Here is a 13,191-nt window from a genome sequence, read left to right on the forward strand (position 1 = left end):
AAAAGCTTTTTCGCACTGAAAGTATATAAATACAAAATTAAAGAAATATTAAATTTGTAAAATTTTTGTTAAATTTTTGAATTTATCACTAATGCTCCATATGCTTCAACAGCTCCGCTTACAGGAAGTGCCTTTGGTGTAAATACCGGATAATTTTTTTCTATATAACTGTAAATTTTATTCAAAAATTCTCCTTCAAACAAATCCCCTACAATAACTGCCCCGTTAAGAGGAGATTCTTTGTTTACCTGTTCGTAAGTGTTGCTTAAAAATTCAGCAAAACTTTCAATCACTCCATAACTTATCAAGTAATTATCAACTCCCGCCAAATTAAAACTCATAGCCGTTCTGATTGTCCATAAAGGATTTAGATTATTACCCTCAAGCTTATAGTCGATTCTAGGTCCCTTTTTGGTCATAGCCTCATTTGCATATTTTAAAAGCTTAATAGCCGCTTCTTCTACATTATCAGCAAATCCAAGCACGATTCCGATAAGCCCCCAAAGATAATAAATTCCTTTTTTATTATTTTTAATATTAACATTTAACGCTTTTTCGAAAAGTTCCGGTCTTTTTTTAGAGAAATTTTCTATAAGTTTTTTACCTGTTTCGTTCATAGCGCCTATCAATGAAAAAATTTCTTCAAAATTATCAAAATAAAAATTAAAATCTATATATTCAACCAAACCAAACTTCGGAGAATTTATAAAAATTTTGCTCTCTCCTTCTTTATAAAAACAAAATCCCATAATATTTTTATTTTCTAAATCCCACTGATTAACTACCCCGAAAAATCCGCCAAAAGCAGGTTTTACTTCTTTAAATTCATTAAATTTATACTTTTCAATTCTATCTAAAATAGTTTTTTCATTTTCGCTAAACGCTACATAATCTTTATGTCTGCCTATAATATCTTCTTTTATAAAATTTTCGAATTTAGGAATAATCCCCCTATCTCCTTTATATAACAAAATATCTTTTTTGATAGAATCGGTGACTACGGCTTTTGGTATCTCTTCGGTTTTGACTTCAAAAATCAAATCTTCAGGATTATCCGTTTTTTTAAGTCCCAAAAGCGGTAAGTCAAGTCCGTCAAATAAAAGCTCAAGTACCATACAATCAGGAAGTTTTACATCATATGCCGGAATTGAAAGACCATAATCTTTTTTAAATTCAAGATTTGTTTTTAACGTAACAAGCGGTTTTTCAATACTCGCAAGCGCTTTAGCATCACCTTCAAAAGCCATAAAATATTTAGCTACGCTTGCTAAATCTTTTGCTACAACTGTCTCCGCTTCTTCTAAATTACTGCTTATTTCATAAGCCCCGTTCATTGTTTGAATTGAAATTTTATCACCGTTTTTTAATTTTTCTTTTAAATTATCAAAAAGTTCTTTTGAATTTTCAATATCAGTTTTTAGGACTTTATATCCGCATACTTCGCAGTGATGAAATATATCATAATAATGTTTACTGTTTTTGTCTTTTACCTCTCTTAAACATTTAGGACAGGGAGGAAGAGAAATATCTGGAAACTCTCTTTTTAAATCGTCTTTAAATTCTTCTGTTATCTCAGCATTTAGGGATTTTAAAAAGATGGAAAGAGGAAGTTCTGTAGCTAATCTTCTTGAAAAATTTTCTATTCTTCCTTCATCTCCATCGACATACGCATAAATATAATTTAAATCCCTACTTAAACCCAATTTTACACCAGCACTGTCAGCCACTCTTATACAAATTTTTTCTATAATTCCCTGATTAGAAGGAGTCTCAAAAATAAACTTTAAAATCATTGCTCACTCCCTATTTCCAAACCTCTAAGCGACTCTTCAGGAACGCCTTTTTTATAAGAAACTCTGGCAATTTCCTGTAAATCAACGTCTGGATTTTTTACTTTTGCTTTAATTCCTAACTTTTCAAGCTCTGTAATTAAAATTTTTTCCATAAGTTTTGCAGCTTTAAGAACGGGCTTGGTTATAGTAAAAGTAGTATCCTCCCCAATCACATAAGGAACAACTCCTATAATTTTTGTCTCCGGCAAATCTCCCATCATATGAATCATCTCTAAAGTTTGAAGCATTTCAACCTCATGAGCGCTTCCCTGCCAGCTGACACATTCAGGAACATCTAAAAAGTCAAAAAAATAAACATCCCCTATTTCAGCTTCATCCACATCCACCGTATCAAATATAAATACTTTATCATATTCCACAATTATGGGAATTAATCGTTGAGCAAGAGTTCCACCGTCTATAAAATCAACTTGATGAGGACCTTCGAATTCATATTTTTCTTCCAAATAATGAACAAGATGAACTCCAATTCCTTCATCACCAAATAATATATTTCCTATTCCCAACACCAATATTTTCATTAAATTCCTTTCAAAAAATAAATTATACAATTTATCTTTTGAAAGAAAAAGAGGGAGAAAATTAGTGGTCTTTATCCTCTTTTTCCCATTTCATACCTGAGAAAATTGCGTCCATTCCACCGTTTTTACCAAATACCGCATTATAAACAGCCATATAAATATGAACAAATACTACAATAATAATTGCCCACATAAAAATATGATGCCAAAGTCTAACATATGCAAGTCCGCCAAAAAAGCTTTCAACTGACTTAGCTAAAGGATATAAAGCTCCTCCAAGTCCCTGATGATAAACTTCGGCATAAAGGGCAAGTCCAGTGATAATAATACCATAGAAAAATACATAAAGCATTGTATAAGCCCAAAATTGTAAAGGATTGTAAACACCTTTTGTATGAGGGTGTTTTGCTATAAGCAAATAATACATTACTTGCTGAATGGCAAGTTTAATATTAAAAGCGTCTTTTAAAGAAGCTCTTTCATATTTAGCTTCCGGAAAGAAAAAGAAATAAACAGTCTTATACAAAACCGCTCCGATCATAGCAAAACCGAATATTATATGCCATTCCCTAATTTCGGCATGTAAAAATCTAGTCGGTTCAGGAGATACATTTGCATAAGTAATAAAAGGGTTTGCTAAATAAAAACCTGTTGCAATTAATGCAAAAATAGAAATGGCTCTAATCCAGTGTTGCCATCTATACCCGGCGGAAAATTCGATTCCACCGAGATAGTTTCCCATAACTTTTAAAAATTTCATTTTCCCCTCCTTAGCATGCACCGTAAAGTGGGTCTACTTTGAATTCACCAAGTTTTTTACCTTTTACGTCCATTACATGCACAGCACATGCGATACATGGGTCGTAACTGTGGATATTTCTGATAACTTCAAGCGGTTTTGCAGGGTCTGCTAATTTCATACCGATTAAATTTGCTTCATAAGCACCTTTTTTACCGTTTCCATCAGCCGGTCCTGCATTCCAAGTTGAAGGAACAACCGCTTGCCAGTTTTCAATTTTTCCGTCTTTAATTCTACACCAGTGAGACAGCATTCCTCTTGGAACGTCACCGATAAATCTACCTTTGTATTCTTTGTTTTTGTCAATTACATAAGGTGCTACTGTAGTTTGGTCTACTTTTAGGTTTTCTACTAAGTTATTGAATGCTTCTAAACCGTAATCGGCAATTGTTTTAGTTTGTAACATTCTAGCAGCAGTTCTTCCAAGAGTTGTAAATAAAGCTTCTGCCGGAAGTCCTGTTTGAGCCAAGAATTCATCTACAACTTTTTTAACTTTTTCGTTACCTTTTGCGTAGTTAACTACCATACAAGCAAGAGGTCCAACCTCCATAGGTTCTTTATTGTATCTTGGAGATTTAATCCAAGAATATTTTCCTTTAGGATCAGCAACTTTAGTATGAACAACTTTTCCTTCTCCGTCAATACTTTCACCGTCAACATAACCTGTATAGTTAGGAACGGTTTCTCCATCATAAGGATGTCTAAATCCTGTATCTTTATACCAAGAATGTGTTACGTCTTCTTCTATTTTTGATTCGTCTATTTCATAGAATTTGCCAAGGTCAAAATCTTTAATATACCCGCATGCGTCAAACAGCCAGGAATTTTGAGACATTTGCATAGTTCTGTATGCAATATAGTTACCTAAATTATTTTTTTGAACAACACTTGGTTCGTTTCCGTATGCAGCCGCCGCCATTACGATATCAGCATAATAAGCTCTGTTTGTATAATCGGCAAGTTCTTTAAATTTAGTCATATATTCAGCAAGTCTTGCCGGATCTTGTAAATCCATAACACAAGTAACACCACCTACTGTCAAACTTTGAGGATGTGGATTTTTACCACCAAAAATCGCCATCATTTGAGCGGCAATTCTTTGCATTTCAAGGGTCTTTAGATAATGGCTAAGTGCGATTAAATTTTGTTCAGGTGTAAATCTCATTGTTTTATGACCGAAATATGCGTTTTTAAACGGTCCTAAATCACCTTTCTCAGCAAATTTCGCCACTCTTTTTTGAACATCTCTTAAATGATCTTCACCTGTAGCAATCGGTTCATAACCTTTTGGCACATATTTAAACGCTTCTTCACTCGCTTTTTTAGGGTCCGCTTTAAGAGCGCTTACAATATCTACCCAGTCAAGTGCGTGAAGCTGATAGAAATGCACGATATGGTCATGGAAAAACAGCGCAAAATCAAGAAGTGTTCTTGTAAGTTTTGCATTTAGCGGAGGTTCGATACCAAGCGCATTTTCTACAGCCGTAATACCCGCTTTGTAGTGAGAATAAGTACAAACCCCACAAATTCTTTGAGTCATAAATCCGGCATCTCTTGGGTCTCTTCCTTTAAGGATAACCTCAATACCTCTCCATAAAGTCGCACTTGAATAAGCGTCTTTAATTACGTTGTTTTCATCAAGTACAACTTCTACTCTTAAATGCCCTTCTATTCTTGTTATCGGGTCAATTACTACTCTTTTAGCCATCTATTACTCCTTAGGATTTTTAATTGCGCTTAATGCCGCATGAGCTGCTATAGCAACACCTGCTACAGTTAAAATAGTAATACCTACTTTATCTGCTACCGCATCGGCATTTACACTCATAAATTTATGGTCCGCTAATGGCTCTTCATACGGTGCCATTGCATCCCAGAAATCAGGTTCACTACATCCAATACATCCATGTCCCGCTTGAACTGGCCAAGATGTATGCTGATTAAATCTCTCACGTGAACAGTTATTAAACGTATAAGGACCTTTACATCCTACTTTATATAAACAAAATCCCTGTTCCGCTCCGGCATCACCGAATTCTTCTACAAATTCGCCTGCGTCAAAATGACCTCTTCTTTCACATAGGTCGTGAATTCTAAGCCCGTAAGCCCATTTTGGTCTGTTGAAGTTATCAACTGCCGGAAGTGCTCCAAATAAAATTACATAAACAATTGTCCCTACGATATTTTTAGCGCTTGGAGGACATCCCGGTACATTAATTACAGGTTTATTCAAAACTTTACTAATACCAACTGTTCCTGTCGGATTTGGATAAGCAGCTTGAATACCACCGAAACTACTACAAGTACCTACGGCAATAATAGCACCTGCTTTTTCAGCACTTCTTTTTAATTTCTCAAGACCTGTTTCGGCATGAGGTCCTAATGTTAAATATTCCCCACCGTCTTTAGTAGGCACACCACCTTCTACACATAAAACATATCTGCCGGCAAATTTTTCAAGTGCTTCTTCGTAATTCTCTTCAGCCTGCCATCCTGCCGCCGCCATAATAGTATCATGGTATTGAAGATTAATATAATTAAAAATTAAATCATCAAGTGTTGGAGCATCAGTTCTGATTAAACTTTCACTACACCCAGTACATTCGGCAAGATGTAGCCATACAACAGGTAATCTGTCACTAACTTCGGCAGCTTCTGCAACTATAGGCGCAAAACTAGCCGGTAATCCCAACGTAGCAGCAAGTGCCGCTGACCATTTTAAAAAATCCCTTCTTGTAAATCCATGCTCTTCTAATACTTCTTTGATTGATTTAGAACCAATACCAGGAAGTTTTCTGAGAGCTTCGATTCTTTCTTTCATTTGTTTCATTAAAGCATCGTTCATGACCTGCCTCCCATTTTTGTTTGCTCAAAGAGTATTATAATATAAATAAATATTCATTTTCAATATTTCTTAATAAATTTTTAATAATTTAGGCACTTTATAGACATTTTTATTATTTTTAAGGTTATAATTTTTTATTATAATATGTCTTATCGTAATTTTTATTTCTTTTAGTGAGTAACACAAACGGCACATATATCAAAACATTTAAAAATAGTATCTAAATACTCTTTTCTTTCACTCATAAGGGCTGCCTGAGCGGCAGAAGGATTTTCTTTTGTACCGTTTGATAAATTAAACTGAGTAGGTACGATGATTTCATAAGATTTGATTTTTTCATCTTTTATTTCCACTTTATGAATAAGACTGCCTCTTGGAGCTTCTATAACCGAAATACCAGAAGCGTTATTAACAACGGGTTTTATATAAGAAGGCTCACATACATCTATATTTTTAATATTTTCTAAAAGATACTCTATAATTAAATTAATTTCATAAAGTCTGGCAAAAATTCTGGTGTATATTGAATCTTCATATTTTTCGTATATTTTTTTTACCAAAGAATTGTTAATGTTTCTAGCAAGAGGCCCTACTTCGTAAAATTTATCCTCATAAAGTACATTTGAATAAAGAGAAGTTGTTTTCTCTTCTTTTATTTTTTCAGTTTTTCCGTTTTTTGAAAAAAATAAATTATCTCCTAATACTAAAAATCTATTTAATGATTTTCCTATATTTTTCGGTAAATTTTCAAAGAATTTTTCTAAATCCCGAGAATTTCCATCCTTATCAATCACCGCTTGAATTTCATCCATTAACATTTTCAGCATATCTTCCAATTTAAATATTTCAAGATTTGTCAAATCACATGTAACTCCTCCGGGAATAATATAAGAATTATGAGGAAACTGCCCGGATATTAAAGCTATAATTTTAGAAATAAAAGATGATAACCTCAAAGCTTTAAGGGTAAAACTTCTATCTTTTATTTGAGTTGGAAAAAGAGTAATATAAAACCATTTTATATGATTTTGAATAATTTCCAACCCTGTGGTAATTTCTCTTAAAATTTTTGCTTTTTGAGTAATTTTAGCCCCAAAAGCATTTTCTATTGCTTTGGCAGTTGCTAAAAGATGAGAATGACCGCATATTCCGCAAACTCTGGGATTAATAACCAACGCATCCATATAATGCCTGTTTTGAAGATATTTTTCTATTCCCCTGTACTGCCAAAATTCTATTTCGACAAAGTCTATAATATCTTTTTCTTCATAAATTTTTAAAGTTGCTTCGCCTTCTATTTTATTAATTATCTTTTTGTTTATCTTCATTTTCACACTCTATAAGTTTTTTTGTAAGTCTCTCATTCGTAAGACTTTTTGCAATACCGCTTATGGTAAGATAGGCCCTTTTGCTAACCCCTAAAGGAATATTGGCAGGGATTCCCATAAATGTTTCCGTTTTAAATAAATCTTTTTTAGGAAAAGAAACTTCTGTACATCCAAAACAAGGTGTACCCGCTCTTGGTTTTGAATTTACTTCATTCCATAATATTTTATTACAACTGCTATGAGTAAAAGGCCCCTGACAGCCCTGATAATAAAAAAGACACCCTTCCTTAGAACCGAAATCCTGAGCATCTATTTTCCATTCGAAATATTCGTTTCTTGTACAACCCATATGGGAAGTATAAGAAAATATTTCAACGGGTCTGTTAAATTCATCTAACGCTATTTTTTTATCGTTTTTTATCATATTAAGAACATACATAATCCACTCGGGATGTGAAGGACACCCGGAGATATTTATAACTCTATCCCTGCATTTATAAAATTTTCCTTTTTCATTTTTATCAAAAACCAATCCTTTGCCAAAAATTCCTCCGTAAACCGCACACGTTCCCAACGCTATAATTTTCTTAGATTTAAAAAAAAGCTCTGATATTAAAGAGTTTAAATCTTTTCCGAGCCTAGAAAAATTCGACTTTAACGCTCCCTCTATAATTAATATATCGCAATTTTGAACGTTAAATTCATCAGTGTCAAGCAGCGGATGATATAAAAGTTCAAAATTTTCAAAAAAAGAAGAAATTTCAGGATAATTAAAAAAAGAGTGAGAACACCCGTTGCATCCCACCCCATCTATCCATATTATTTTAGGCTTTAAGCGCATTATAAATATTCTCGCTTACAGGCTCAATATATTCTTCAAGAGGTTTTCCTAAAATATTTTCCCTGTTTAAAAACGCAAGCCCTCCTATATATCCCATAAAAAGCCCGAATGCTGCAAAAAAATCCTGGTTTTTAAGCTCTTTTTTTCTAACACCTTCTTCAAAAAAAATCATAATCTCAGTTACAAACGCCGAAACGCAAAGCATACCTTCACATCCGTTATTAAATATTTCTTTGTTTGATAAATAAACCCTCATAAAATAATCCACTAATTCCGGCTCTTCAACCGCTTTTTTGAAGTACAATTCAACAATTTTTTTAATTTTTTCTTTCGATGAAATATCCATTTCATTAATTTTTCTAATTTCATCTCCGAATTTTTTTGACGTATAAATTAAAAGTTCTTTTGCTAAAGATTCTTTTGAAGGAAAATAATTATACATATTACCGACACTCATTCCCATTTCTCGGGCAATATCGGCTATTGTAGTACTATAAAAACCTTGTTTTGCAAAAAGAGATAAAGCTGTTTTCATTATTTGTTCTTTTTTTTCTTCTTTGCTCACTTTTATCCTTTTTTCTTATTATTATAATATAATTTTAAAAAAAAGGTGATGAATGCATGAATATTCAATAGTAGATTCCCTTCTTCAATTAGCTGAAGAACACGCAATAAAAAACGGAGCCACGAAAGTAACTAAACTTGAAATAAAAATAGGAGTCTTAAGCGGTGTAGAACCGGAACTTTTAAAAACCGCATTTGATACGTTTAAAGAAGGTACTATGTGTGAAAACGCAGAATTTATAATGAATATACAACCCGTTGTAGTACGGTGCAGAAAATGCAACACTCAAAGCACGCTAAAAAAAGATGAATATTTATGTCCGCATTGCGGTAGCGGTGACTTGGAAATAATCGACGGAGAAGATATGTATCTTATGAGCTTAGAACTTGAAACACCGGATTAAAAGCGCCAAATCAGCAGATTTTAGGCGCTATTTTAATTCTATACATATTTCTTGTGATATAAAGATTTCCGCTTTCAGGGTCAAATTCAACTTCTTCCGGTAAAAAGCAGGTTTTTAAATCTTCAAACAGTATATCTTCGAATCTTATTCTTTTATCAAAAAATTTTTCAATTATCACTTTTGTATTTACAACCCTTATATCGCTTCCAAAAGCATACTCAACCATTGCTTCAAATTCTTCTATCTCATCAAACTCCCTGATTTTACCATGCCAGTTTTCCAAAAAATATTCCAATGCGTCAATTCCTCTCATTTTTACCTCCTATAAAGGCCTTAGCAGTAATCTGCTAAAAGCCCTGCTTTAAGCTGTTTATAAACTTCTTCTCCTGCAAACTTTCTTACAATTTCAAGTCCGAAACATATAGCGGTTCCAGGACCTTTTGAAGTCAATACATTTTTATCCTCTACTACTTTAGCATCTGAAACATATCCTTCTTTTTTAATGTTTTCTTCCCATCCAGGATATGCCGTATATTTATCTTTAAGCACTCCCGCTTCTTTTAAGGCGTAAGGTGCAGCACAGATTGCCCCTACATATTTTCCTTTTTTATCCATCTCTTTTAAAAGATTTTGAACGTATTCGTCTTTTGCCAAATTAATAGCCCCCGGAAGACCTCCTGGAAGCACCACCAGGTCCAAATCATCCGCATTTACAAGTTCAATTTTAGTATCGGGAATCACTCTAATATTATGAGCACCGAAAATTACATCCCCTCCGACTCCCGCTACTATTACATTTAAACCGCCTCTTCTCATAACATCAATTAAGCTCATAGCTTCGATTTCTTCAAATCCGTTTGCTAAAGGAACACATACATTTACTGCCATTTTCCCCTCCTTTTTAGCTAATTATACTAAATTTTCTTAATATAATCAATTAAAGTACTGACTAAACTAGGGTTGTTTCATGCTAAACTCCAAAAATAAAAATATGACAGCTCCGTGCTTCTTTTTGCTTACGCACCACTTAAATTTACAATTGTTTTACTTTATTTAGTCAGTGTCTCAATTAACGTTTTGAATTTTAACTCTTAAAAACGGATACTCATCCACCGGTTTTAATATAACTCCAAATGTCCCTTTGAGTTCGGGAATTTTTTTAATTTCCTTAATTTCTCCGTCAACTTTTACTTTAAGTGATTTTATTTTATTGGCGATAATAAATTGGTGAGAACACAAAAGTTCGTTATTTTTCACCACAATAGGGTCATCACAAGCATATACAACACTTCCGTCAAAACTCTCAAGCTCGTCAATCTCTTCAAGGGCAATTTCATAACTTTTTTCCGTCTCTACGATTTCCGCAAGCTCCGGGTCGCTTGGGGTAAAAAATTCCGGCACTTCAATACCTTTTATTTCAAATCCGCCAAAATCCCTGAGAAGAGCTAAAAACTTCCTTATGTTTTCGGTTTTTGGATGAAGTGATAAATCACGCCCGGCTAAAATAGTTCCGACATCAAGTTTTTCCAAATCAAATTCATCAAAATTGCTCTCACTAAACAAATACCCGTCATCCATTTCATCAAAATACTCTTTTACCTTCTCAGGAACTTTATCGTATGTAAAATGCTTGGCAATAAGAGCAATTACTGCCTCTTCAGCCATAGGTTCGTAAGTAATGGAATCTTTGTATTTTACAGGATGTAAAAAAACATCCGCTTTTATCTCTTTTAAAGGCAGATTTCCAATTGAGATAACCATATTTTTTCCTTTATATACTCTTTGAAAAGACTTTTTGATTTGCCATTTTTTTGAAATATTCATCAAAAGGAAGTACGATATTTCTAATTAACAGACTTCCCGTTTTATTTACCAATATTTTTTTAGGCGTAATTTCAACCAGACCTTCTTTTATAAACTCTTCAAGCTCTTTAAGTTCATTTTCAAATTTTTTTCTAAAATCAATTCCAAACGTTTTTTCAAATCTTTCAATATCAAAAGAGAAATTCGCCATCATTTCCATAATGACATATTTTCTTATTAAATCCTCTTCATTTAACACAACTCCTCTAAATACAGGAAGTCTTCCCTCATCAATAGCTTTTTCGTAAGATTTCAAATCTTTATAGTTTTGAAAATAGGCTTTACTTGTTTCACTGATGGAAGTTAATCCAAATCCGATTAAATCGGCTCCTCCTTTTGTAGTATATCCTTGGAAATTTCTGTGAAGCTCGCCTTTTTCGATTGCTTTAAAAAGCTCATCGTCAGGTTTTGCAAAATGGTCCATTCCCACCATTTTATAACCGTTGTTTTCAAAAAAGTCTATAACGTATTTAAAAATTTTAAGCTTTTCTTCAGGAGTTGGAAGAGTAGTTTCGTCTATTTTTCTCATCCCCTTTTTCAGCCATGGAACGTGAGCGTAATTAAATACGGCCAATCTGTCAGGATTTAACTCTTTTACCAGCTCAAGCGTCTTTTTAAACGTTTCTAATGTCTGAAACGGAAGTCCGTAAATCAAGTCGATATTTATGGAATTAATTCCCGCAGACCTTGCGATATCCACAGCTTCTTTTGTTAAATCAAACGGCTGAATTCTGTTTACGGCTTTTTGGGTTTCTTCGTTAAAATCCTGAACTCCGAAACTGATTCTGTTTACACCGTATTTTTTCATAACATCCATATGTTCCTGAGAAAAAAATCTAGGGTCAATTTCTACGCTGATTTCAGCGTCTTTTTCAAAATTTTTAAAATGAGAATAAATTAATTCATAAATTTCCTCAAGCTCTTCTGGAGTAAAAAACGTAGGCGTACCTCCTCCGAAATGAAGCTGTCTTACCATTCTGTGCGTATCAAGATACTTTGCCCAAATATCAAGCTCTCGCTTTAAATAATCGATATATCTTCTTCTTTTATCAGCTTTACTTGTATAAACTACATTACATCCGCAAAAATAACAAGCACTCTTACAAAAAGGAAGGTGAAAATAAAGACTTAGAGGTTTGTCTGATTTTAATTCGTCAATTATATCTTCGGGTGAGAGGTCTTTAAACTCAACCGCCGTAGGATAAGAAGTATATCTTGGCGCATGACGGGAAAAACGAGAAAGTTTCTTAAAATCTATCCCGCTCATAAATATTCCTTAAATTCGTTAGCAAATGTTCTACCGGCTGTTTGCCACTCATCAAACGGCACTACCAGCTCTTTTTTAATAAGTTTTTCATTTTTATCAAGAAGCGCTGCTTTGATTTTTATGGAATCATCTACCATAATCTTAGCATTTACCCCAACAGGAGCATGACAACCTAGATTAAGTTCATCTACAAAATCTCTCTCAATCGTCACTTCTACTCTTGTCCATAAATCGTTAAGAGGTTTTACCGCTTCAATTACGGCTTTATCTTTTATAGTTTCAATACCAAGAGCCCCCTGTCCCATAGCAGGAATCATAATATCGGTATCCAAAACCTCAAAATATTTAACTTCTTTCATAAGTCCGAGCCTCTTAATACCCGCATAAGCTAAAATAATAGCGTCGTATTCGCCTCTTTTTAATTTATTGATTCTTGTATCGACATTCCCTCTAAGGTCGGTAATTACCAAATCATCTCTAAACGCTTTTAATTGCATAGCACGTCTGATTGAGCTAGTCCCAACAACCGCGTTATGAGGAAGTTCGGCTAATGTTTCAAATGTTTCACTCAAAAACACATCCTCAACCGCTTCTCTTTTAGGAATAGCAGCCAGTTCAAAATGTTCCGTTTCATATTGAGTAGGAAAATCTTTTAAAGAATGTACTGCTATTTGAGCTTCTCCTCTTAAAAGAGCTTCTTCTACTTCTTTAATAAAAAGCCCTTTTCCTCCTATTTCCGCTAAAGGTTTATCAAGAATTTTATCCCCTGTTGTCGTTACGATTTTTAAATCTACTTCATGGCCTAAATTTTCCAGTCTTTTTTTAACCCACTCAGCCTGCCATAAAGCAAGTTTACTACCTCTTGTCGCAATTGTCAGTTTCATAAATCTCCCTTTATTTTTTATT

At 33.7% G+C, this 13,191-nt stretch carries 14 protein-coding genes; 1 reads left to right on the forward strand and 13 read right to left on the reverse strand.

The genetic code is table 11. The features are described from left to right. Nucleotides 1-68: 68 nt before the first annotated feature. The 8 genes from ACXJH6_RS02680 to ACXJH6_RS02715 form a co-directional block, all read right to left on the reverse strand. On the reverse strand, nucleotides 69-1,793 hold the full coding sequence (locus ACXJH6_RS02680; protein WP_456470224.1) for a hypothetical protein: 1,725 nt from the start codon (nucleotides 1,791-1,793) through the stop codon (nucleotides 69-71). After that, complete coding sequence (locus ACXJH6_RS02685; RefSeq protein WP_456470225.1) at nucleotides 1,790-2,374, reverse strand: HyaD/HybD family hydrogenase maturation endopeptidase; 585 nt, start codon at nucleotides 2,372-2,374, stop codon at nucleotides 1,790-1,792. The genes ACXJH6_RS02680 and ACXJH6_RS02685 overlap by 4 nt, the downstream gene beginning before the upstream one ends. A gap of 61 nt (nucleotides 2,375-2,435) precedes the next feature. Continuing rightward, a complete protein-coding gene (gene cybH, locus ACXJH6_RS02690) occupies nucleotides 2,436-3,134 on the reverse strand; it encodes a Ni/Fe-hydrogenase, b-type cytochrome subunit (protein WP_456470226.1) in 699 nt (232 codons plus the stop codon). Between the two features lie 10 nt (nucleotides 3,135-3,144). Next, nucleotides 3,145-4,881, reverse strand: a complete 1,737-nt coding sequence (locus ACXJH6_RS02695; protein ID WP_456470227.1) for a nickel-dependent hydrogenase large subunit — start codon at nucleotides 4,879-4,881, stop codon at nucleotides 3,145-3,147. A gap of 3 nt (nucleotides 4,882-4,884) precedes the next feature. Continuing rightward, nucleotides 4,885-6,018: a hydrogenase small subunit gene (locus tag ACXJH6_RS02700; protein ID WP_456470228.1), complete on the reverse strand. Its 1,134-nt coding sequence runs from the start codon at nucleotides 6,016-6,018 to the stop codon at nucleotides 4,885-4,887. A gap of 170 nt (nucleotides 6,019-6,188) precedes the next feature. Beyond that, nucleotides 6,189-7,346 carry a nickel-dependent hydrogenase large subunit gene (locus ACXJH6_RS02705; RefSeq protein ID WP_456470229.1) on the reverse strand — a complete coding sequence of 386 codons (1,158 nt, stop codon included), beginning with the start codon at nucleotides 7,344-7,346 and terminating at the stop codon, nucleotides 6,189-6,191. After that, the gene (locus ACXJH6_RS02710; RefSeq protein WP_456470230.1) at nucleotides 7,321-8,187 is read right to left on the reverse strand and encodes an NADH-quinone oxidoreductase subunit B family protein; all 867 of its coding nucleotides are present in this window, start codon (nucleotides 8,185-8,187) and stop codon (nucleotides 7,321-7,323) included. Before ACXJH6_RS02710 ends, ACXJH6_RS02705 begins: the two co-directional genes overlap by 26 nt. After that, a complete protein-coding gene (locus tag ACXJH6_RS02715) occupies nucleotides 8,171-8,758 on the reverse strand; it encodes a TetR/AcrR family transcriptional regulator (protein WP_456470278.1) in 588 nt (195 codons plus the stop codon). Before ACXJH6_RS02715 ends, ACXJH6_RS02710 begins: the two co-directional genes overlap by 17 nt. A 46-nt stretch (nucleotides 8,759-8,804) precedes the next feature. Between ACXJH6_RS02715 and hypA the strand changes: the two genes are divergently transcribed. Beyond that, nucleotides 8,805-9,155: a hydrogenase maturation nickel metallochaperone HypA gene (hypA, locus tag ACXJH6_RS02720; protein ID WP_456470231.1), complete on the forward strand. Its 351-nt coding sequence runs from the start codon at nucleotides 8,805-8,807 to the stop codon at nucleotides 9,153-9,155. 10 nt (nucleotides 9,156-9,165) lie between these two features. Here the strand turns inward: hypA and ACXJH6_RS02725 are convergent, their stop codons facing one another. The 5 genes from ACXJH6_RS02725 to hemC all read right to left on the reverse strand — a co-directional run bounded on the left by ACXJH6_RS02725 (nucleotide 9,166) and on the right by hemC (nucleotide 13,169). After that, nucleotides 9,166-9,468, reverse strand: coding sequence for a hypothetical protein (locus tag ACXJH6_RS02725; protein ID WP_456470232.1), 303 nt, complete (start codon nucleotides 9,466-9,468; stop codon nucleotides 9,166-9,168). 20 nt (nucleotides 9,469-9,488) lie between these two features. Further along, entirely contained in the window at nucleotides 9,489-10,043 is a 555-nt protein-coding gene (locus ACXJH6_RS02730; protein ID WP_456470233.1) for a DJ-1 family glyoxalase III, read from the reverse strand. Nucleotides 10,044-10,220: 177 nt separating this feature from the next. After that, nucleotides 10,221-10,916: a hypothetical protein gene (locus ACXJH6_RS02735; RefSeq protein ID WP_456470234.1), complete on the reverse strand. Its 696-nt coding sequence runs from the start codon at nucleotides 10,914-10,916 to the stop codon at nucleotides 10,221-10,223. A gap of 10 nt (nucleotides 10,917-10,926) precedes the next feature. Then, complete coding sequence (gene hemN / locus ACXJH6_RS02740; RefSeq protein ID WP_456470235.1) at nucleotides 10,927-12,285, reverse strand: oxygen-independent coproporphyrinogen III oxidase; 1,359 nt, start codon at nucleotides 12,283-12,285, stop codon at nucleotides 10,927-10,929. After that, entirely contained in the window at nucleotides 12,282-13,169 is an 888-nt protein-coding gene (gene hemC / locus ACXJH6_RS02745; protein WP_456470236.1) for a hydroxymethylbilane synthase, read from the reverse strand. Before hemC ends, hemN begins: the two co-directional genes overlap by 4 nt. Nucleotides 13,170-13,191: the final 22 nt, after the last annotated feature.

Source organism: Caminibacter sp. (genome assembly GCF_053999135.1).